The following is a 21,713-nucleotide window of genomic DNA, read 5'->3' as shown; positions in this document are numbered from 1 at the left end:
GGGGTCCAGTTGACCACCAAAAGGCAGGAAGAATTCATGCGGCATGATCAGCTGATCCTGGTTATGGCGATACACAGCAATACATCCAAGTGCAAGGTTTTTGTGGTGTTTTTTGAAAAACTCTTGCACTTAATTTCGCCAAAAATAGGTCTTTTCCTTTCAATATCAACATTTTTGTGTTTTTCAGCAAACCCTACTTAAAAGTTTAATCACTTACTGTAATTCCATTTATCATTTCCATATTTCTCACGGACCAAAATTTTCGCCAGCTCTTTTTCCTCGGGACTTGGTTCTGCTTCTTTCAATTCAACCTGAAAGGCTTCAGCAAACCCAGCCTTAAAGGCTTCCTTTACTTCCTCCATTGTAACGGGAACAGCCCGGAGCTGGTTGATGGCCACAGCTTTGCGCAAGAAATGTTTTTTTAAGCGAGCTTTGATCCGCTCATGGCCAAATTTAAACACGTCAAATAACAGTTCTACATCCACATCCAGCAATATAGAACCGTGCTGCAAGACAACGCCTTTTTGCCTTGTCTGGGCACTGCCAACCACCTTGCGCCCTTCAACAAGCAATTCATACCAAGATGGACTGTCAAAGCAGACACTAGAACGGGGCTGCCGCAGCTCCTCTTTTTCTTTTTCTGTGTGAGGGACGGCAAAATCGGCGTCCAGACCCAGCCGTTTAAAACCTAGCAGCAATCCCGTGCTGATCACCCGGTAAGCCTCAATGACTGACGAGGGAATCAGGGGATGATTTTCTTTAACCACCACGCTATAGGTTAACTCCTGGTCGTGAAGCACCGCACGACCGCCTGTCATTCGCCGCACGAATCCCAAACCATGCCGCCGGACCGCCTCCATGTTGATTTCCTTCTTAACCTTTTGGAAATAACCGATCGACAAGGTGGGGGGCTGCCAGGTATAAAAGCGGATGGTGGGAGGCACTTTGCCTTCCCCGTGCAAAAGCAGCACCGCTTCATCAAGGGCCATATTGGTGGCCGGGTCTAGACTTGGGGTATCCAAGAACCGCCATGTTTCTTTTCCAGACATGCTTGATCCAGCTCCTGTATTTTTCCAGAATTTAGAACGATCTTAGAACGGATGTTGATCTTTAATCCTGTGCAGCAGGATACCAGCGGACAACCGGTTTCCGCGCTGCAGTCACTTCGTCCAACCGGCGGACAACCGTATGATGAGGCGCCTCCTGCACGATCTCAGGTGATTCTTCAGCTTCTTTCGCAATCTGGATCAGCGCATCAATAAATTCATCCAATGTCTCCTTCGACTCAGTTTCCGTTGGCTCGATCATCAAACATTCTTCCACAATGAGCGGGAAGTAGATGGTAGGCGGATGAAAACCGAAGTCAAGCAAACGTTTAGCCATGTCTAAGGTGCGTACCCCTTGTTTCTTCTGCCGCTTGCCGGAGAGGACAAACTCATGTTTACAATGCCGGTCATAAGGCAAGTCAAAATAAGGGGCTAGCTTGCGCATCATGTAATTGGCGTTAAGGACAGCGTACTCCGATACTTTGCGCAAGCCTTCGTCTCCCATTGTACGGATATAAGCATATGCCCGCACATTAATGCCAAAGTTGCCGTAGTAAGCCTTAACACGCCCGATAGAGTGGGGCAAGTCATAATCAAATGTATAACGGTCACCTTCTTTTTTCAAGACTGGAACGGGCAGAAAGGGGATCAGCTCCTTTTTCACCCCAACCGGCCCGGAACCCGGTCCTCCCCCGCCATGGGGTGTGGTAAAGGTTTTGTGCAGGTTGAGATGTACCACGTCAAACCCCATGTCACCCGGCCGTGCTTTGCCCAAAATCGCGTTGGCATTGGCCCCGTCATAATAGAGCAAACCGCCAGCAGCATGCACCAACTCAGCAATCTCCACAATTTCCGTTTCAAACAGCCCCAAGGTGTTGGGATTCGTTAACATTAATGCTGCTGTATCAGGTCCCAGTGCTTGTTGCAAAGCTTCAAGGTCCACCAACCCTTTGTCATTGGACGGGATGGTCACCGTCTCAAACCCGGCCATCTTGGCGCTGGCTGGATTGGTGCCATGGGCTGAGTCGGGGACGAGCACTTTGGTCCGCTGCTTGCCCTCGCCACGGGACTGGTGATAAGCCCGGATCATCATTAATCCGGTCCACTCTCCCTGGGCGCCTGCAGCCGGCTGCAACGTCACAGCATCCATTCCTGTAATTTCCTTCAGGTATTCCTGCAATTCATACATCAGCTGTAAAGCCCCTTGCACACTTTCCTCAGGCTGATAGGGGTGGATGCGGGCAAAACCGGGATAGCGGGCCACATCCTCATGCACTTTGGGATTATACTTCATCGTGCATGAGCCAAGGGGATAAAATCCGGAATCAATTCCGTGGTTGCGGCAGGACAGCTCAGTGTAGTGACGAATCAGTTGCAGTTCCGACACCTCAGGCAGCTCAGCCGGCTTCTCACGCAAGAACTTGGCAGGAATCACTTCGGTGATGTCCACTTCAGGCACATCATTCTCCGGCAAGGAATAGGCCACACGCCCTTCTCGGCTCATTTCAAAAATGAGGGCTTTTTCTCCTGATTTAACCATTAATCATCCCTCCCAGTACCGCAGCAAACTGGTCAATCTCTTCCCGGGTTCTGATTTCTGTCACAGCAACCAGCATGTGGTTCACCAATTCAGGATAATCACGTCCCAAATCATAACCACCAATGATGCCATGTTCCAGCAGTTTGGTATTCACCTCAGCCACCGGACGGGACAGCTTAAGCACAAACTCGTTAAAGAAAGGCTGGTCGAAGGCCGGTTCTACTCCATCCACTTCACTCAGTTTCCGTTTGGCATACTGGGCTTTTTGAATATTTAAGAGGGCCATCTCTTGCACGCCTTTTTTCCCCAGCGCAGACATGGCCACCGCAGCCGCAATGGCATTTAAGGCCTGATTGGAGCAAATGTTAGAAGTCGCTTTTTCACGGCGGATATGTTGTTCCCTGGCCTGCAGGGTTAAGACAAAGCCCCGTCTTCCCTCTTCATCTGTTGTTTGACCGACCAGCCGGCCGGGAATCTTGCGCATTAAAGACTTGGTCACGGCAAAATAGCCACAGTGAGGACCCCCAAAGCTGGACGGGATGCCAAACGGTTGCACATCCCCGACCACTACATCAGCTCCATATTTTCCAGGCGGTTCCAAAATACCCAAAGCCAGCGGATTGGAGCTGACCACCATCATCCCCTTTTTGACACTGTGGGCAATGCTTTCCACCCGTGCCAAATCTTCAAGGTACCCTAGAAAGTTAGGATGCTGCACAATCACAGCAGCCGTGTTTTCATCCACCTGCTTGGCCATTTCATCCAGATCGGTCACTCCATTGACTACGCCGATTTCAACAATTTCCATACCCAGACCTGTGGCATAGGTGTGCAAAATGTGGCGCGACTCGGGGTGCACACCACGGGAGATGACAATTTTGTTGGCCTTGCCTAATCCAAAGGCCATGGCCGCTGCCTCAGCCAGTGCAGTGGGACCGTCATACATGGAAGAGTTGGCTACATCCATGCCGGTCAGTTCACAAATCATGGTCTGAAACTCAAACACAGCTTGCAATTCACCCTGGCTGATCTCTGGCTGGTAAGGGGTGTAGGCCGTGTAAAATTCAGACCGGGAAATTACATGGTTCACGACGGCAGGAATGTAATGCTCATAAGTGCCAGCACCTAAAAAAGAGGTATACTTCAACTGATGGGCATTTTGTTCAGCCAAACGCATCATGTGTTTGGTTAACGCAGTTTCGTCCATGGGCTTGGGGAGATTCATTTTACCCTTGAATCTCACTTGTTCAGGAATGTCCGAGAACAATTCCTCTATGGAGCTAACCCCAATGTCCTTTAACATCTGGCGCTTATCCTCTTCTGTCATTGGCAGATAGCGGAATTTCACCATTAACCCTCCTTCAACTCATTGCTTAAAACCGAAAATGTTCTACGCTGCAAAGCTACCTTTATCATGTAACACAGGGCCTCTTCATTGGATTGGTATTTTATTGTTTGGGCCGCTGGTAAAACGGGGTTTTCACCACTTTGGCCGGGATGCGCTTGTGGCGGATCTCAACCTGCACTTCCTGTCCCAAATCAGCATACGCTCTGTCTATGAGAACCAGCCCTACATTTTTCTTCAAAGTAGGGGATTGGGTCCCAGTAGTGACATGACCAATCTGTGTATCCCCAACGAAGACCGGATAACCATGACGCGGGATGCCCCTTCCGATCATCTCGATCCCAACCAGTTTGCGGGGGGCCCCATTTTCTTTCTGGTCTTTAAGCACCTCTTTGCCGATAAAATCAACCTCTTTATCCACTTTTACGGCAAAGCCGATTCCTGCTTCAATGGGCGTGATGTCCGGGCCCAGTTCGTTGCCGTACAGCGGCAACCGCGCTTCAAAACGCAAGGTGTCCCTTGCGCCCAGCCCACAAGGCAGCACCCCATGATCCTTGCCGGCTTCCATAATCTTTTCCCACAGATCAATAGCATCCCCTGCGTCCAGGTAGATCTCAAAGCCGTCTTCTCCCGTGTAACCAGTGCGGGAGACCAGTGCGCGAGTCCCATCTAAATCCACATCTTCTTTGAAGCGGAAAAAGGTAATCTGGCTCAAATCTTCACTTGTCAGCGTTTGCAGAACAGATTCGGCCAGAGGCCCCTGCAGCGCCAGTTGAGCCATATCAGAGGATATATTTTTGATCTTAATGTCGCCCTCAGCATGCTTTTGGAGCCAGTCTTCATCTTTCTCAATGTTGGCAGCATTGACCACCAGAAGATAATCCCCTTCTCCCCTGCAGTAGATCAGCAAATCATCCACTGTTCCTCCGTCTGGATAACACATGGCCGTATATTGGGCTTGACCTTTAACCAGGCGGGAGACATCATTGGTCATCATCTTTTGCAAAAACGCCAGAGCATCCGGTCCGCTGACCGTGATTTCCCCCATGTGGGAAACATCAAACAATCCTGCTTTGGTGCGTACAGCCTCGTGCTCCTCTTTGATGCTGCTAAATTGAACAGGCAACTCCCAGCCGCCAAAATCAATGGTTTTGGCACCATATTTTTCGTAAATAGGATAAAGCGGCGTCCGTCTCAAACCAGCCACAGCATCCACCTCCTAGGTTTTTCCCATGTTTTAATCTTGCTTTAGCATTTTCCTATTCTTATTATTCATTGCTTCCTTAATAGAAAAACATCACAGAAAAAAGGACAGAACAACCAAGCCCTTAAATGGATTCTAAGGGTAACTTGGTCTCTGTCCTTGCACCTGAGAGTTTGCCCTTTTCAGGGTTTCCCCGTTGGTGGTTCAGCACGGGCCCAATGACGGTCATACGGCTAAAACCTGTGCTGAACGCTCTCCAGAGATGCGTCCTGTAAGGGTCTTTTTGCCTGAGAGATTCACCCAGCCGGGCTTGCTCCTTCGGCGCTACCATACGGTAGTCTCTCCCCTTACATTCATTCGCCAATATGTATTTGTGATAAACGCGTTATTTTCCGTTTATACTAAGGAATACATGTCTATGAAATAGCTATATGTTAATCGTACCACGACACCAGCAAGATTTCCACTCAAAACTGACAAGGGGAGTGGCACTGATGAACATCCCCATTCATTTTAAACATGACTGGCTGCCCACCTTGGAGCAGAAAATCAAGGATGATGGACCCTGGGATAAGCTTGATTTTTTTCAACTGGCCTTACAAGCTGAACAAAGTTTGATGATCTCCGACTTTGATTCTCTGGCATGCCTCGATCACCTGCCCACTTTAACGCCTTACCCGCACCAGGTGGAAGCAGCCAAAAAAGTGATAACCGAGATGCATGGCCGTGCCATTTTGGCTGATGAGGTGGGACTGGGCAAAACCATTGAGGCCGGACTGATTTTAAAAGAGTATATGGTGCGGGGGCTGGTCAAAAAGGCCCTGATTCTCGTTCCCGCCTCCCTGGTCATTCAATGGACCAAGGAACTGACCCAAAAATTGGCCATCCCAGCCGTAGCCCAGAAAAAAGAGTATATGTGGAAAGAGTGCGATATTCTGGTCGCTTCAATTGATACAGCCAAGCGCCCTCCCCACCGCGACCATGTACTGGAGCAGGAGTACGACATGGTGATCGTTGATGAAGCCCACAAGCTTAAAAACCCTAAATCTAAGAATTATGAGTTTATACTGCAGTTAAAGAAAAAATATTGTCTCCTGCTCACCGCCACCCCGGTCCAAAATGAAATAAGCGAGCTGTTCCACCTGGTCTCACTCTTACGTCCAGGGGTGTTGGGTGATGCCCAGGCTTTTCAAAAACATTATGTTAAGGGCAAACGTCAAACCAAGAACAATGACAAACTGCAAGCCCTGCTTTCCAAAGTGATGATCCGTAACATGCGCAAGGACGGAAGCATCCATTTTACCAAGCGGCACGTGCATAATATTTACCTGGATCTCTCTCCTGAAGAAAAAGCATTATATGATGCTGTCACCCGTTTTGTGCAGGAACATTATCAGCAGGAATTTGGCTTGGCCAATATTTTTTCCCTGATTACGCTGCAAAAAGAAGTTTGCTCCAGCAAGGAAGCCACGTTTCTCACCTTGTACAACATGTTTCAAAAATGCGGCGAGCATTCTCCCTTGCGGCCAAAAATTTGGGACCTGCTCAGCTTAATCAAAAAGATTGAACATCATACCAAAGCACTAAAAACAATGGAGCTGATTAAGGACATTGGAGATAAAGTGATTGTTTTTACTGAATACCGGGCCACTCAAGACTACCTGCAACGGATCTTATATGAGCACGGTATTACATCTGTCCCCTTCAGGGGCGGTTTCAGGCGCAACAAAAAGGATTGGATGACAGAGCTGTTCGAAAAGCGCGCTCAAGTCTTGATTGCCACAGAAGCTGGTGGAGAGGGCATCAACCTGCAATTTTGCAACCATATTATTAACTACGACCTACCTTGGAATCCCATGCGTGTTGAACAACGGATCGGACGGGTCCATCGTTTGGGGCAAAAAAGGGACGTATACATCTATAACTTAACCACAAAAGGGACCATCGAAGCGTATATTTTACATTTACTGTACGAAAAAATTAATCTGTTTGAAATGGTGATCGGGGAGCTTGACCAAATTATTGATCATCTGGAGCTGAATCAATCAATAGAGGAAAACTTGACGGATATTGTGCTCAAATCAGGCTCCACACGTGAAATGGAAATTAAACTGGAAAACTTGTCCTATTATATCCAATCGGTTCAAAACAACATCAAAAACCAGGCACAATGGGAAATGAAACAGGAGGAGTCTGTATGACCAGCGAAGAGCTTTACCACTTTGTAGAGCAATATGTACGGGCACAGGGATGCACGATCATTGACAAAGGCCCTTCCCATCTGACCGTGCACTTGTCCGTTCAGGCCGATAAGGACATTATGGGGCGCCCTTATTATTGGATGTTTATGGAACGGACCGGGGCTGAACCGGAACCGATGACCATCACCTTTTGTTTTGATCCTGAACAGATGCCAGAGAACACCGGCACACGCACTGAATTGATTCAATTCGGCTGCTGGCGCCTGCACCAAATCTTTCAGTCCTGCCAAAAGCACGGCCAGTTTATCCGCCTGTATGAAGAAGGAACGCAAGCCTCTTTGACCCGGGCGCTCACCCCGTGGATTTGTTTCAATTATAAAATTTCGTTTATCAGCGACCAAAAAAAGGATCTGTTTTATCCGCTAGGTTTTAACCTGATCAACGGGGAAATTTTGGCCCCCTTTGACCAGGTACTGAATCGGTATCGCTTAACACCGAAAATTCCAGATTACCATTTTACCTTAACCCCTATTTTTTCCCTTAAGTCTGCGTTGAAACGAATTGAAATGTATCTGTATGATTATCTTGACAACATGGACAAAACATGGGCCCAAGAGGCAAACAAACGCCTGGATGAAGAAGCAAAATTGATCTGTGCCTTTTTTCAACACAGTCATCATGAGGAAGAAGTGTTACAGAGGCGGCTGAAAGAAATTGAGGACTACCGGCCCAAAATTGAGGTTGTCCCCATTAACTTGGGCTTGTTTTACCTCAACACCCATCCCCGGGCGAAACTGGCTGCCATTTGAGCAGATACAGCCCCCCACTAGACCAAAAAAAACAGGACAAACTGGGATAGAGCTCCCAGAGGATGTCCTGTACGTGCTTATGCCCTTAACCATTTGTTCAAGGGAGGCATTTTACCCAAAAGATGCACCATCGGACGCAGCATCATGGTTAAAGCGGCAGGAACCAGGCCAAACCAATGGACATGCCACTCACCGCGCTGTATCTTCCGCATTTGCTTCTGTTTCTTTCGTTCAGCCGCAGGGGTGTCCACATACTCCACCAGCGCCCGGGTTAAAAATTTGATCAGCTCCTGCGAAGACATGTTGCCACCCTCCCTTTTACTCACAGCATACCCCGGCAAGGCCCTTGCTATACGTCAGCGGGGGGTTTAAGCACAAGGGCGCCCAACTCTTGAACGATCTCTTCCACAGACTTGCCTTGAACCTCCATCACCACATCAGCCTGGCGATAGGAAGGCAACCGGGCTTCATACTTGCGCCTCATCGCCTCCAGCTGGGAGCCATCCCACAACGGGCGCTGACTGTCGCGCCTGTTCAGCCTTTTGGCAATGGTGTCAAACGGGACGTGCAAATAAATGCTGATGCCTAATTTTTTTAGCCACCGACGGTTTTCTTCCCTGAGGGGCATACCGCCACCTGTCGTTAAAACCAACCATTCAGACGCTTGTGGTTCCGACTGCATCCGGTTCCACAAATTTTCTAGAAACCGGGTCTCCAGCTGTCGAAAATACTCTTCCCCATAGCGCTTAAAAATGTCGGGTATCTTTAGTTGTTCTTGTTTTTCAATCTCTGTATCGCTGTCAAGCCATTTCCAGGCATAGGTTCGGGCCAAAGCCCGGCCGACCGTACTCTTTCCAGCCCCCATAAACCCCCATATGCTGATACATTTCATAACAGATCCCCTTTTGATGTCATCTTCTTACTACCCTCAAGTATATCTATATCAGAACCGAAAATATTAATAAAGACAAAAAAACCGTAGACGATTGCGAGGGATCCCTGTGCTGTCCCAAGAAGATATTAAAACTGCGCGCCAAGTGGTAAGCACCATCGCCCATATGACCCCCCTTGATTTTTCCCACACTTACAGCACACTGATCGGCAGTGACATATATTTAAAATTGGAAAATTTACAAAAAACTGGGTCGTTTAAGATCCGGGGAGCTTACAACAAACTTATGTCTCTGACCCCAACGGAAAGAAAAAGGGGAGTGGTAGCTGCTTCAGCCGGCAATCATGCCCAAGGGGTGGCCTATAGCAGCAGTCAAGCTCAAATTAACTGTACGGTTGTGATGCCGGAAGGGGCACCCTTGGCTAAAGTCGAGGCCACGAAGAACTATGGGGCCAACGTGATTCTGCATGGACACACCTTTGATGAAGCCCTTGCTTTTGCTGAACAGCATCAGCAGCAAACAGGCGCTGTGTTTATTCACGCCTTTGATGATCCCCATGTTATCGCTGGCCAGGGAACCATTGGACTTGAAATTTTAGAGCAGCTTCCTGATGTGGACAGCATCGTCTGCCCCATCGGGGGAGGAGGGCTGATTGCGGGCATTGCCTTGGCGGTTAAACAGACCCATCCACACGTTAAGGTGTATGGTGTTCAGGCTGCCCAGTGTCCCAGCATGCTCTCTTCACTGAAAGCCCAGCAGCCTGTACAGGTCACCACCGAAGGAACGATCGCCGATGGCATCGCGGTCAAGAAACCTGGCAAGCTAACCTTTGACCTCGTGCAACAATATGTGGACGATGTGGTGGCCGTAAGCGAAGATGAAATTTCCAGGACCATGCTCTATTTACTGGAGCGGAGTAAATTATTGGTTGAAGGCTCTGGGGCAGTCGGATTGGCGGCTTTATTAAACGGAAAGCTCAACCTTAAGCGTCAAAAAGTGGCGGTGATCATCAGCGGCGGCAATGTGGATATTACTTTTATCTCCCGCATGATTGAACTGGGGCTGGTGGAAGCGGGGCGTTATCTCAGCATCGTCACGATTGTACCGGACCGGCCCGGAAACCTGAGCCGCTTGCTCACCCTGCTCGCCAAACTGAAGGCCAATGTTATTTCTGTGAATCATTACCGCATCAGTCCCCGTCTCAAACCTGGCCAAACCGAAATTGAGATTGCGATGGAGACCAGAAACCATGAGCATATTAAGGAGATCGAAAACGAGCTTGCAGCCAACGGTTATCACTTTACCAAAAAGGTGTAAAGGGTCGGGTTATTATTTTCATGATCCATTACAAATTTCTCCAAGCCACGATTTCCCCTGTGTCAAGGTTAACCGTCACTCTGACTCTCCTTTTGACATCACTGTCTTTAACCCGTGCTTCAATGGTGAGGACCACAACGTGGCCATTCTCTGACTCTTGCTTCAGTGTGACCGTTCCGTCTTGCAAATCTATCATCCACTCCCTCGTCTTTGCCGGGCTATCCCCATCCCCCTCCTGATCGTTTAGCTCTTGCGCTGTCCACAGTGCCACTGCTGACAAAACCAGATTCTCCGCCCGCACCTGCAGTTCCTTAGCCCGGATCATGTTTGTTTGATTAACATAGGTGCCCAGCAGATGAGCAAGAATAAGAAACAGGAAGAGGGAAATCACCATGACCAAATATAAAGCATAACCTTCTTCCTTTTGCCAACCCACTCTTACCATTGCTTGTTACTCCCTGGTCACCGCCCGCAATCCTATCCAGCGTTCAGTATGAAACAACGCCCCCTCTTTCTCCAATGTTAACTCTGCTTTAAACAGCTGCTGTGTGACTGGCTCAAAGGTGATTTCCCTGACAAATTGACACATCACCACATGTCCTTCATGGTTTAATTGCCGGCGGATCACATCACCATGCTTCTCATAAGTGATCTGATCATGCTGGTCAAAAAAGTGGATGCGTTTATTATTTTCCAGCACATACTGTTGTGACTGTTGGACTTCCCGTTCAAACTGCTGAAAGAAAATTTGGGCCTCCCGTTGTAAACGTACCGTTTTCTGCCATGATTGGGGCACTTCCAAGAAAAAACTCAAAACCGGAAAAACGGTTAAACAAACGCCCCCCAATAATCCCATATACACCATCAGTTCGACCAGGGTTAATCCCTCTTGTTTCGATAAACAACAAACTCCAACTTGCTTTTGTTCCCTGTCCCTCCCATGATATGCCATTCAATCTCTACCTTTCCTTCTTCCAAACTGGTTTGCCTGTCAATTTTCCACTGAACCTGAAATTGATGCTCCTGCAGCACGATGGTACGCTTTGTCTCTCCCCCATCAATCAGACCGGCTCGAAAACGTTCCATTTCATTTTGGGCCAGATCAATCGCTAAACTTTTTTGTTGCTGTTCAAATCTCTTTTCCTGCAAAACTTGCCACGCCGGAAAAACCGTGAAACAGACAAGGGCGAAAACAGACAAGGCAATGATCACTTCCAGCAGGAAAAAACCTTGCTCATGGCCATTGACCAGCCTATTCCACCCTGTAACGTCCCGATGCCAGTTGAAATATATAGGTTCTTGTTTCCGTTCCATTTGGCGTCTCATAGTAAAAAAACAACCGCCCCCCTTGGCTGATATGACCGTGCCGGTTAAAATGAAAACGATTGCGGGGAAAATTGGTGCTCATAGAAACCCCATCAGGAAATCTGCGCAAGAAAATAGTCTCACCATACCGGTAGCGTACAATGTAAAGGCTATTAACAGGGTTAAACTCCACTTCTACATGTTGCAGCTCTGTCAGCGCTGTCTGTTGGGCCAAAAACAAATCGTTCTCCAGCTGTTGAAAAAAATCTTCCATCTCCAGATGCTGATGGGGAACATGATACACTGGAATAACCATGGTCACCACAATTGCGAAAATTGCTAAAACCATCAACATTTCCACCAAGGTAAACCCCGCTTGAAACTGTCCTTTCGCCCTGGCCATCCTCTTGCTTACTCCCTGTTAACCTGTTCATTTTCACTGTCAATCGCTTTCTTTAACTTGTCGTCAGTTTCTCTATTTGTGATACTGACACGTTACTTCTCCATTCTGTTGGTTAATCGTATAGGATGCTTCATCGGTTGGTTGCATCGGACACATGGGAATCTCTTTGAGATAACCTTTACTAACCAACTGAGTTACATCTTTTGGATATTGCCTCTGGTGATCCAAATAATAAGCTTCCACCTGGGCCCCAATCATTTTTTTATTGGCATCACAAGCTTTTTGTTGGGCCTGGACTCCTGAGTCAGTTAAACTGGGCATAATCACGAGCAACAAAACCCCGATAATAAACAAGACGATCAGCATTTCAATTAAGGTGAACCCACCTTCCCGCTCCCTTATATTAATTTTTTTCAACATCACCTTCTCAACACTCCCATTCATATTATCTTTTGCCTCAAAAACAATCCTCGCCTTTCTCCTTACAGGGCCTCTATTAACTGGAAGACAGGCCTAAATAAAGCAAAAAATAAATAGGAGGTTACCAATCCAACCATCAAGAGCAAAACAGGCTCAATCCATTTTAACCGCTCCAGTGAGCGGTCAAGCACTTCCGATTCCAAATATTGTCCATATGTCACTAAATGCTGGGCCAGTTGTCCATTTTTTTCCGCATGATAAACCACTGCACTTAACTCCGGAACAAACACATCATCCTGTTTCAAAGCTTCAGATAAACATTTTCCCTGCATCAATTCTTGCTCAATCCGTTCCAGCGTCTTTTTAAAGTGAACAGAACCCGCCGTATGTAACACTTGTTGTAAAGCATGAAAGAGAGGGACATTGGCTTGCAATAAATAACCGAGCTGGGTACAAAACATGATGGTAAAAAAGGTGCGTGTCCAGCGGTTGATCCAACGACATCGGGCAACAACCTGAGCCACCCTGTCTTGCAGGACCCCTTTTTTCCAGCCGAATAACACAGCAGCAAGCATCAGAAACAGGGTCAAAACCATAGGAATATAGTACTGTTCCAAAATACTGACAAGATAGAGGATGACCGTTGTCGACACCGGCACCTCAATATCATAAACCTCAAACAAATAGGAAAATTGGGGAATGACCACTTGGAACAGAAGATAAGAAATCAGCAGAATGACCACAAATAGGATGAAAGGATACGTCAATGCCTTGCGCAATTCAGCTTTAAACCGAATTTGACGCCGTTTCCACTCACTGGCCTTGCGCAGTGCCTCAGCTAAGTTGCCGTGTGTCTCTGCCTGGGCAATGATTAAGACCACATCAGTTGAAAATGAAGCTTTTTGAAATGCTTCCATCAGAGGGGTGCCCGTTGAAATTAAATACTCCAGCCTTTTCATCATGTCCCGCTCTTTTCCCTGACATGATACAAACATCACATCCAAGGCCTGCATAAAAGAATAGCCCTGACTAAGCAACTGACTGAGACGGGTTAACAACCTTTCCTGCTCTTTCAAGGACAGATGCTCATTGCTTTTGGTGATCATGCTTGCACCTCACATCGGATCCGTGCTATGGAAATACTCATCTGCAACTAAAAAAGTAAAGCATTCTTCTGCTGTTGTTAAACCAATAGCCTGATAGCGGATCAATTGCTGGGCAATAGAAGGAATTTTCAACTCAAGTACAATCTGGCGCAGCCGTTCCTCATCTCCCCCATTGTGGATGACTGTTCTGATCTTCTGTGAAACAGGAAGCATCTCAAAAACACCGCGGCGGCCATAATACCCGGTATAAAAACATCCATAACATCCCTTGCCTTGACAAATTGAACAAAGCAGCCGAAACAAGCGTTGGGAAACAACACCAATTAATGCACTGGCCAAATAATAAGGCTTAACTCCCATTTCCAGCAAGCGGACTATGGCTCCCACTGTGTTATAAGTATGGAGCGTGGACAGGACGAGATGTCCAGTGAGTGCAGCACGAACCGCAATCTCAGCAGTTTCCTCATCTCGAATTTCGCCTACAAAAATCACGTCAGGATCTTGGCGCAACATGGCGCGCAAGCCTTTGGCAAAGGTTAGCCCGCTTTGAGGGTTGACTTGCACTTGTGTTAAAGCTGGCATGCGCATTTCAACGGGATCTTCCAAACTGCAGATATTTTTCCCTTTTTGCTCAGCTAACGCTTCAAGAATTTTATACAAGGTCGTCGTTTTGCCAGAACCCGTAGGGCCGGTAATTAGCAAAAGTCCATGCGGGAGCCGAATCATTCGCTGCAGGAGTTGATACTGTCGAGGTGTAAGTCCCAGGTGAGCTAAGGTGAGGCGTTCTTGCTGCAGAGGGAAAATACGAATCACCAGCTTCTCACCGAACACCGACGGCATGGTTGACAGTCTGAGATGAAGCCGGTCTTGAAAAAAGGTATGATACACAGCGCCATCCTGAGGAATTCTTGTTTCACCAATATCCATGTCGCCGATAAATTTCAATCTGGTGATCATGGCTTTCAACTGTTCAGATGTGGTGCATTTCCAAACGTTCAAGTAACCGTCAATCCGAAACAAAATCTCTGCTTGGTTTTCCTTCGGCTGCAGGTGGATGTCACTCGCCCTGCGCCGTATAGCCTCATCAATCATTCGGTTAACGGCCAGACTGATATCTACTCCATGATGATCCCTCCCCGTATAGTATTTTTAATCCAAGTGAAGTATTCGACACAACATCTCAAATTCCTGCTAATTTTTTAATTTTTTACGCAATATTTTTCGACAAAACCAAGACGTATCCTGTTCAAATTCTCAGCAAGACGATCCCGGTCATGATACCGGTTAGAGCCACCACTTGTATCAGAGACAGACGCTCTTTTAGGAAGAATACTGACAACATGGCCACAACCACACTATTAGCTGCAAACACGGGTGAGACGATGCTGGCCGGTCCAGTCGCTAAAGCATAAACATACAATTGCATCCCGGCAAAAGAAAAAATGCCCGCTACTAAACCACAGCCAAAGCCGAATCTGCCTGGTTTGTTCTCACTGTCGGATCCTCTTTGTTCATACTTTAGTGTCCCCCATGACCACACCACACCGAACAAATAAGCAAAAAAAAGAACCAGTGTGTTGTTTAAGCCCCATTCTTCCGTAATTTTTAACCCACCGTTACGTAAAAAGAAGAGCACAGTGGCCAGTAGAACAAGAACATACCAAACCCTGCTTTTTATGGATAATGACTCCTGAGGATCGAGAGGGAGCAAACTGACCGCCATAACCAGGAGTAAAATGGCGGCCACTTCCATCCAAGACAATACCTCACCGTACACAATAACGGACATCAGTACAACCCAGACAATGTTCAAATTGACCAAGGGGGAGGTTAAACTGGCCGGTCCCACCTCCAGCGCTTTCATAAATAACCAATTCCCCCACGTAGAACCAACACCGACCACCAAACCTGCAAGCATGAGCCAGCTGTTGATGCTGAGTTCTCCTTCAACAACAATGATTACAGCAAATCCTATGCTCCCACTGACATACAATCCAAACAAAAGAGGGTTCAAAGCCCCTTGGCGAGTTGAGCCATATTTCATGGCGAACCCGGCTAATCCAAAGATGAGAGCACTTAACACAGCAGCGGTAAACCACATTTTTGCAATCCCCTTTATTTTAGTCCGCCATGATCCCCTGTTTCAATCTCATTGTCCTCATAGCTAATCCAATCGCTCCAGCTGCCCACATACAGTTTGGGCTGCAAACCAACTTCATGGAGCGCCACGACATTGGCACAGGCTGTCACGCCCGATCCACAATAGACAATCAATTCTTTATCTTTTTGGTCCAGGTAGCGTGAGAAGCGTTGCCGTTGTTCTTCCGGACTTTTCCACGATCCGTCAGCATTCAATCCTTCTTGCCAAAACTCATTGACTGCCCCGGGAATATGGCCGCCTACACGATCAATGGGTTCCTGTTCACCGGTATAGCGTTCCCTGGCCCGGGCATCAATGAGTATCACTTGAGGATCGTGTAACTTTTGTTTCACCTCGTCTATGCTGGCGATCATGTCCGGATTGGGTTTAGGTCTAAATTGAAGAGGGGCAGGGCGGGTCACTTCAGCCGTCACCGGGTAACCCTCGTTTTTCCACGCCGAATAGGGCTTTTCCAGCAAGTAAACTCGATCATGGCCCAAATATTTTAACATCCACCACAAGCGGGCCGCCATCGGCCCCCCTTGATCGTCATAGGCGACCACTGTTTTCGTCTCGTCGATCCCTGCCCGCCCAAGTTTCTCCACAAAAGCGTCCAAGTCAGGTAAAGGGTGGCGGCCCCCATGGGCTTGAACAGGGCCCGACAAGTCTTTTTCCAAGTCAAAATAAACAGCACCGGAAATATGGTCTTTGCGGTAGCCTTCAGCCCCTGCTTCTGGCTGCCCCAAAACAAAGCGGCAATCGGCGATGACCACCTGGGGGTCATCCAGGCGGGATTTTAACCAGTCAAAAGAAACAATGGTTTTGCTGTTCATTTTAAGCCTACCCCCAAAGCCTGTTTAACTTTGGCCAAGGTTTGTTGTGCCTTCTCACGAGCCTTCTGAGCGCCTTCTTCCAGCACCCGGTCCAGTTCTGAGGAGGGATAAATCTCGCGGTATTTCTCCTGGATGGGTCGCAAGCGGTCAATGACCACTTCAGCCAGTTCTTTTTTGAACTGGCCATAACCGCAGCCTTTAAAATGTTGCTCTACCTCTTCCATGGTTTGGCCGGTAAACTGGCCGTAGATGGTCATCAGGTTGCTGATGGCCGCTTTTTCCTCGGGATCAAAGCGGATTTCATGACCTGAATCGGTCACGGCCCGCTTAATTTTCTTTTCAATTACTTTAGGCTCGTCAAGCATGGAAATATAGCTGTTTTCATTGGGATTGCTTTTACTCATCTTGGTGGTGGGATCATCCAAAGACATAATCCGGGCACCAAATGAAGCAATCATCGGTTCAGGGATGACAAACACGTCTCCATAACGGTGATTAAAGCGCTCGGCGAGATCGCGGGTCAGTTCAATATGCTGCTTTTGATCCTCTCCAACCGGTACATGGGTGGCCTGGTACAACAGAATATCTGCTGCTTGCAACGCAGGGTAGGTGAACAGGCCGACGGGAATGCTTTTCAGTTTTTTGGACTTGTCCTTGTACTGGGTCATGCGCTCCAGTTCACCCATGTGGGACTGGCAGATCATAATCCAGCCCAGCTCCGTATGCTCAGGAACATCGGATTGAACAAACAACGTGACCTTTTGGGGATCCAGTCCGACGGCCAGGTATAAGGCGGCCAAGCGGCGGATATTCTCTTTCAGTTCCTGTGGGTCCTGCGGCAAAGTGATGGCATGATAATCCACAATACAGAAGTAGCAATCAGCTTCATCTTGCAGACGGACAAAGTGCTGCATGGCCCCCAAGTAGTTGCCGATGGTTAACAGTCCGCTGGGTTGAATGCCAGACAGAATAGTTTTCGCTTCACGCATGGCTAATCACTCCTTTTTTGTAAGATGTGGATAGATTCTCTCAGATAGTCTTTAGTTTAGATCAAAAGCATGCTAAAAAGGGGTTCATCATCCTTCTGTAAAGGACGAGGAACCCCCGCGGTGCCACCTTTATTAGTCCAGTTTGGCTTTACTCTTGATTGTTCCGAGTAAAACCAAGATCTGAACTCCCTTTTTCTTGCATAGCTCAGAAGTCCAATTCAGTAACACGCCCCGCTGGTTCGCACCATCCACCAGCTCTCTTAAGTGACAAGCCATGTTACCTACTGCGCTTCATCATTGCTTGCCCGTATGATTTTTTTACATATTCTACTAAAGAAGCTGGGAAAAATCAAGTGTTTAGGAAGAGGCTTGGGCAACTTCCTGCACAATAGCTACAAACAGCTCTGCAGCTTTAATTAATTCCTCAATGGGCATCCGTTCCTCTTTGGTATGTATGTTTTGGTACCCTACAGCCAGGTTGACCGTGGGTATGCCGTAACCTGAAATGACATTGGCATCAGAGCCACCCCCGCTTTCGATCAGCTTGGGTGTCCGTCCTACTCTTTGCACCGCTTTTTTGGCCACTTGAACGACAGGATCTGCCTCCGTAAAACGGAAGGCAGGATACATCATTTCAATGTCCACAGCTACGGTAGTGCCGTTGGCCTGTGCTGCCTCCTCGAAACAGCGTTTCATCCTTTGTACTTGTTTATCCAGTTTTTCCGGCTGCCGGCTGCGGGCCTCCGCTAATATATGAACCAGGTCACAAACCACATTACTGGCTTGCCCGCCTTCAAAGCGGCCGATATTGGCTGTTGTTTCATGGTCAATCCGCCCCAAAGGCATCTTGGCAATCGCCTGGCTGGCCACTTGGATGGCACTGATCCCGTCTTCAGGATTAACCCCGGCATGAGCCGACTTACCATACACTGTGACATGCAATTTGGCCTGAGCAGGTGCTGCGACAATGATGTTACCGACTGGACCGTTACTGTCCAGGGCAAAGCCAAAGTCAGCCCGAAGCAAACTGGTGTCCAGGGCCTTGGAACCAACCAGGCCCGATTCCTCGCCCACTGTCAAGACAAATTGGATCTCACCGTGAGGGATATGGTTTTCTTTTAACACCTTTATTCCTTCCAGTAAAACAGCCAGACCTGCTTTGTCGTCACTGCCCAGAATCGTGGTGCCGTCACTGGATACATAACCGTCTTTAATAACCGGCTTAACGCCCTTGCCTGGTGCCACCGTATCCATATGGGCAGTAAAGTAAATGACAGGGAGCGTTGCTCTCGCATTTCTTTTCAACGTGGCCACTAAATTTCCGGCACCATGTCCCGTCACCTGTTGGCTGTTGTCTTCCACTACAGCCAATCCCAGCTCGGCCAATTTCTTTTTCAACACATCACAAATCTGGCGTTCGTGTTTAGTCTCGCTGTCGATCTGCACCAGTTCCAAAAATTCATTCAACAAGCGGGTTTCATTAATCTTAATCATCCTGCTGCACCTCTTTCATCTTCTTGCTGCACCTGTTTGCTCCGTTTCAAACGGCGCTCCTGGTGCTGTTTGCTGCGATTGAGCAAATCTTTTCGCCCTTTTTGTCTCCAGGATGTTTGTTCTTTGGGATTAATCAGAAAAGTCACCTTATATTTATTCAACAATTTAGGGAGCGGAAGTGTAGAGCGCTCCCTCCCAATATGGTAGACCATGAACACTTTTTTTGGCAACTTCGATCACCTGCTTATAAGGGAATATTGCCATGTTTCTTGGCAGGACGGGATTCCCGTTTATTTTTCAGCATCTCCAGGCTTTCGATCAGTTTAAGCCGGGTCTCCCGGGTATCAATCACGTCATCCACCATGCCATAGGCAGCGGCAATATACGGGTTGGCATAGCGTTCCCGGTATTCGGCAATCTTTTGGGCTCTTGTTTCAGCCGGATTGTCACTGTTTTGAATCTCCTTGGCATAGATGATATTGGCCGCCCCTTCCGGTCCCATTACCGCAATCTCAGCATTAGGCCAGGCGTAAACAATATCGGCACCGATCGCCTTGCTGTTTAAGGCAACGTAGGCTCCCCCGTAAGCTTTGCGTAAAATCACCGTAATTTTAGGAACAGTCGCTTCCGAATAAGCATATAAAATTTTAGCTCCGTGACGGATAATGCCCCCATGTTCCTGGTTGACACCTGGAAAGAAACCGGTGACATCCACAAAGGTGATGAGCGGGATGTTAAAGCAGTCGCAGAAGCGGATAAAACGGGATAATTTATCAGAAGAGTTAATGTCCAATCCACCGGCCATCACTTTAGGCTGGTTTGCAATCAGGCCCACAGTCTGACCTTTGATACGGCCGAAGCCGATCACAATGTTTTTGGCGAAATCAGGTTGAACTTCCATAAAATCTTTGTCGTCCACTATTAATTCAATCAGCTGGCGCACATCATACACTTTAGTCCCTTCAAAGGGGACAACATCTTTTAATTCCTCAATCCAGCCCCGGTCATCCTTGCTGTAGATGCGGGGTGGATCTTCCTCATTGTTTTGGGGCAGGTAGCTTAGCAGGCGCCTGACTTGATCCAGCACTTCCGGTTCACTCGGTGCGGTAAAGTGGGCATTCCCGCTTTTAGCCGCGTGCACCTTGGCCCCTCCCAGTTCTTCGGCGCTTATTTTTTCACCTGTTACCGATTCAATCACCTTGGGGCCGGTAATAAACATCTGGCTTGTTTTCTCCACCATAAACACAAAGTCGGTAATAGCCGGAGAATAAACGGCGCCGCCTGCACAAGGACCCATGATAACCGAAATTTGAGGAATGACACCAGAATAGATTGAATTGCGGTAAAAGATATGCCCGTAACCGTCCAGAGAAACAACCCCTTCCTGAATGCGGGCACCTCCAGAGTCATTCAGCCCAATGATCGGAGCACCGTTTTTAGCAGCCAAATCCATGACTCTGGCAATTTTTTGCGCATGCATCTCACCCAGCGCTCCCCCAAATACCGTAAAGTCTTGGGCAAAGACATAAACCAGGCGGCCATGAATTTTGCCGTAACCGGTCACCACCCCTTCCCCCGGCGCTTCCGCTTCCAGCCCCAGATGATGGGCACGGTGCTCCACAAATGCATTCAATTCCACAAAGCTGCCATCGTCCAACAGCAAATTGATACGTTCCCTGGCCGTCAACTTTCCCTTGTCATGCTGGGCTTGGATGCGTTTTTCTCCTCCGCCCAGTTCAATTTTTCTTTTGCGTTCATACATTTCTTCTATTTTAGCGTCCATTGGGGCTAATTGGGTGTAGATATTGCGTTCCCTCATGCCCATGCCTCCTCTGTTTGTTGATCATATTGCCACAGTTCGAGCAAGACGCCTCCCGTCGCTTTGGGGTGTAAAAAGGCGATTTGAGCACCATGTGCCCCTTCTTTAGGCTGCTCATGGATGAGACGTACGCCGTTTTCTTTCAACTGCTTTAAGCGAGCCTCAATATCATCCACCTCCAAAGCGAGATGGTGAATTCCTTCGCCCCTGTGCTTAATAAATGTGGCAATCGGACCGTCTGGAGACAGGGATTCCAGCAGCTCAATGCGGGTCTCACCCACTTTCAAAAAGGCGACTCTAACCTGCTCCGACTCCACTGTTTCAATGCCCTCCAAGGCCAAGCCAAGCTGTTGTTGGTAAAAAGGAAGGGAATCTTCAATCGATTTGACCGCAATGCCAATGTGGGCAATTTTTTTAGGCGGGTCCACCAGCAGTTTCCTCTTTTTCTCCTTAAGGGCCAAGCGGATATAGTCGGCAATATCCTTGGTTGATGCGCCCGGTGTAAACACTTTGGCAATGCCCTGGCTTTCCAGGTAAGGAATATCTTCCGCCGGAATCACTCCTCCGCCGATCACCAGAATGTCATCGGCCCCTTGTTCCTTAAGGAGTCGGACCACTTCGGGAAACAGCTCATTATGGGCTCCAGATAAACAGGACAAGCCAATGCAGTCAACATCCTCTTGGATGGCGCTGGCCACAATCTGTTCCGGCGACTGCCTCAATCCGGTATAGATGACCTCCATCCCTTGATCCCTCAGGGCTTGGGCAATCACCAGTGCTCCCCGGTCATGTCCATCTAATCCTGGTTTGGCAATGAGTACGCGTATTTTGTCCATGGTACTCCTCCTC

23 protein-coding genes, 2 riboswitches and 1 other annotated feature are annotated in these 21,713 nt (G+C 48.0%); of the genes, 3 read left to right on the top strand and 20 right to left on the bottom strand.

The window, feature by feature from the left end; genetic code table 11:
• Window positions 1-209: 209 nt before the first annotated feature.
• The 4 genes from lipM to gcvT all read right to left on the bottom strand — a co-directional run bounded on the left by lipM (window position 210) and on the right by gcvT (window position 5,138).
• Window positions 210-1,049 (bottom strand): octanoyltransferase LipM, encoded by an 840-nt coding sequence (gene lipM / locus IEW48_RS05370; protein ID WP_188622902.1) that lies wholly within the window; start codon window positions 1,047-1,049, stop codon window positions 210-212.
• Between the two features lie 61 nt (window positions 1,050-1,110).
• Window positions 1,111-2,586 (bottom strand): aminomethyl-transferring glycine dehydrogenase subunit GcvPB, encoded by a 1,476-nt coding sequence (gene gcvPB / locus IEW48_RS05365; RefSeq protein WP_188622901.1) that lies wholly within the window; start codon window positions 2,584-2,586, stop codon window positions 1,111-1,113.
• The gene (gene gcvPA / locus IEW48_RS05360) at window positions 2,579-3,934 is read right to left on the bottom strand and encodes an aminomethyl-transferring glycine dehydrogenase subunit GcvPA (RefSeq protein ID WP_188622900.1); all 1,356 of its coding nucleotides are present in this window, start codon (window positions 3,932-3,934) and stop codon (window positions 2,579-2,581) included. Before gcvPA ends, gcvPB begins: the two co-directional genes overlap by 8 nt.
• Before the next feature lie 100 nt (window positions 3,935-4,034).
• Window positions 4,035-5,138, bottom strand: a complete 1,104-nt coding sequence (gene gcvT, locus IEW48_RS05355; RefSeq protein WP_188622899.1) for a glycine cleavage system aminomethyltransferase GcvT — start codon at window positions 5,136-5,138, stop codon at window positions 4,035-4,037.
• 147 nt (window positions 5,139-5,285) lie between these two features.
• A riboswitch (glycine riboswitch) is annotated at window positions 5,286-5,398 on the bottom strand.
• Window positions 5,399-5,400: 2 nt separating this feature from the next.
• Window positions 5,401-5,492: riboswitch (glycine riboswitch) on the bottom strand.
• A gap of 134 nt (window positions 5,493-5,626) precedes the next feature.
• Between gcvT and IEW48_RS05350 the strand changes: the two genes are divergently transcribed.
• Window positions 5,627-7,336, top strand: coding sequence for a DEAD/DEAH box helicase (locus tag IEW48_RS05350; RefSeq protein WP_188622908.1), 1,710 nt, complete (start codon window positions 5,627-5,629; stop codon window positions 7,334-7,336).
• Window positions 7,333-8,145: a YqhG family protein gene (locus IEW48_RS05345; RefSeq protein ID WP_188622898.1), complete on the top strand. Its 813-nt coding sequence runs from the start codon at window positions 7,333-7,335 to the stop codon at window positions 8,143-8,145. Before IEW48_RS05350 ends, IEW48_RS05345 begins: the two co-directional genes overlap by 4 nt.
• 77 nt (window positions 8,146-8,222) lie before the next feature.
• Here the strand turns inward: IEW48_RS05345 and IEW48_RS05340 are convergent, their stop codons facing one another.
• Together IEW48_RS05340 and IEW48_RS05335 are read right to left on the bottom strand one after the other, a co-directional pair.
• Window positions 8,223-8,447 (bottom strand): YqzE family protein, encoded by a 225-nt coding sequence (locus IEW48_RS05340; RefSeq protein WP_188622897.1) that lies wholly within the window; start codon window positions 8,445-8,447, stop codon window positions 8,223-8,225.
• Window positions 8,448-8,494: 47 nt separating this feature from the next.
• A complete protein-coding gene (locus tag IEW48_RS05335; RefSeq protein ID WP_188622896.1) occupies window positions 8,495-9,037 on the bottom strand; it encodes a shikimate kinase in 543 nt (180 codons plus the stop codon).
• 109 nt (window positions 9,038-9,146) lie between these two features.
• Here IEW48_RS05335 and ilvA point away from each other — a divergent pair, with 109 nt between their 5' ends.
• Window positions 9,147-10,355, top strand: a complete 1,209-nt coding sequence (gene ilvA, locus IEW48_RS05330; protein ID WP_188622895.1) for a threonine ammonia-lyase — start codon at window positions 9,147-9,149, stop codon at window positions 10,353-10,355.
• Between the two features lie 28 nt (window positions 10,356-10,383).
• Here the strand turns inward: ilvA and comGG are convergent, their stop codons facing one another.
• From comGG to mce, 14 genes are all read right to left on the bottom strand, one after another.
• Window positions 10,384-10,800: a competence type IV pilus minor pilin ComGG gene (gene comGG / locus IEW48_RS05325; RefSeq protein ID WP_188622894.1), complete on the bottom strand. Its 417-nt coding sequence runs from the start codon at window positions 10,798-10,800 to the stop codon at window positions 10,384-10,386.
• 6 nt (window positions 10,801-10,806) lie between these two features.
• Entirely contained in the window at window positions 10,807-11,307 is a 501-nt protein-coding gene (locus tag IEW48_RS05320) for a competence type IV pilus minor pilin ComGF (protein ID WP_188622893.1), read from the bottom strand.
• Window positions 11,235-11,669 (bottom strand): type II secretion system protein, encoded by a 435-nt coding sequence (locus IEW48_RS05315; RefSeq protein ID WP_188622892.1) that lies wholly within the window; start codon window positions 11,667-11,669, stop codon window positions 11,235-11,237. The genes IEW48_RS05320 and IEW48_RS05315 overlap by 73 nt, the downstream gene beginning before the upstream one ends.
• The gene (gene comGD / locus IEW48_RS05310; protein WP_188622891.1) at window positions 11,608-12,063 is read right to left on the bottom strand and encodes a competence type IV pilus minor pilin ComGD; all 456 of its coding nucleotides are present in this window, start codon (window positions 12,061-12,063) and stop codon (window positions 11,608-11,610) included. Before comGD ends, IEW48_RS05315 begins: the two co-directional genes overlap by 62 nt.
• A gap of 72 nt (window positions 12,064-12,135) precedes the next feature.
• A complete protein-coding gene (gene comGC / locus IEW48_RS05305; RefSeq protein ID WP_042684790.1) occupies window positions 12,136-12,483 on the bottom strand; it encodes a competence type IV pilus major pilin ComGC in 348 nt (115 codons plus the stop codon).
• A 62-nt stretch (window positions 12,484-12,545) separates the two neighbouring features.
• Entirely contained in the window at window positions 12,546-13,589 is a 1,044-nt protein-coding gene (locus tag IEW48_RS05300; protein ID WP_188622890.1) for a type II secretion system F family protein, read from the bottom strand.
• A 9-nt stretch (window positions 13,590-13,598) separates the two neighbouring features.
• Window positions 13,599-14,681 (bottom strand): competence type IV pilus ATPase ComGA, encoded by a 1,083-nt coding sequence (gene comGA, locus IEW48_RS05295; RefSeq protein WP_188622889.1) that lies wholly within the window; start codon window positions 14,679-14,681, stop codon window positions 13,599-13,601.
• A 154-nt stretch (window positions 14,682-14,835) separates the two neighbouring features.
• Window positions 14,836-15,690: a DMT family transporter gene (locus IEW48_RS05290; RefSeq protein ID WP_188622888.1), complete on the bottom strand. Its 855-nt coding sequence runs from the start codon at window positions 15,688-15,690 to the stop codon at window positions 14,836-14,838.
• 14 nt (window positions 15,691-15,704) lie between these two features.
• On the bottom strand, window positions 15,705-16,562 hold the full coding sequence (locus IEW48_RS05285; RefSeq protein WP_188622887.1) for a sulfurtransferase: 858 nt from the start codon (window positions 16,560-16,562) through the stop codon (window positions 15,705-15,707).
• Window positions 16,559-17,551 (bottom strand): tryptophan--tRNA ligase, encoded by a 993-nt coding sequence (trpS, locus tag IEW48_RS05280; protein ID WP_188622886.1) that lies wholly within the window; start codon window positions 17,549-17,551, stop codon window positions 16,559-16,561. Before trpS ends, IEW48_RS05285 begins: the two co-directional genes overlap by 4 nt.
• A 97-nt stretch (window positions 17,552-17,648) precedes the next feature.
• Window positions 17,649-17,858, bottom strand: a binding site (T-box leader).
• 50 nt (window positions 17,859-17,908) lie between these two features.
• Window positions 17,909-19,045 (bottom strand): M20/M25/M40 family metallo-hydrolase, encoded by a 1,137-nt coding sequence (locus IEW48_RS05275; protein WP_188622885.1) that lies wholly within the window; start codon window positions 19,043-19,045, stop codon window positions 17,909-17,911.
• A complete protein-coding gene (locus IEW48_RS05270; protein ID WP_188622884.1) occupies window positions 19,042-19,275 on the bottom strand; it encodes a hypothetical protein in 234 nt (77 codons plus the stop codon). The genes IEW48_RS05275 and IEW48_RS05270 overlap by 4 nt, the downstream gene beginning before the upstream one ends.
• 14 nt (window positions 19,276-19,289) lie before the next feature.
• On the bottom strand, window positions 19,290-20,828 hold the full coding sequence (locus tag IEW48_RS05265) for an acyl-CoA carboxylase subunit beta (protein WP_188622907.1): 1,539 nt from the start codon (window positions 20,826-20,828) through the stop codon (window positions 19,290-19,292).
• 32 nt (window positions 20,829-20,860) lie between these two features.
• Window positions 20,861-21,700, bottom strand: a complete 840-nt coding sequence (gene mce / locus IEW48_RS05260; RefSeq protein ID WP_188622883.1) for a methylmalonyl-CoA epimerase — start codon at window positions 21,698-21,700, stop codon at window positions 20,861-20,863.
• Between the last annotated feature and the right edge of the window lie 13 nt (window positions 21,701-21,713).

Source organism: Caldalkalibacillus thermarum (genome assembly GCF_014644735.1).
GTDB lineage: Bacteria > Bacillota > Bacilli > Caldalkalibacillales > Caldalkalibacillaceae > Caldalkalibacillus > Caldalkalibacillus thermarum.
Note: the sequence above shows the minus strand (reverse complement) of the source record. Positions and strands in the feature narration are given on the sequence as shown.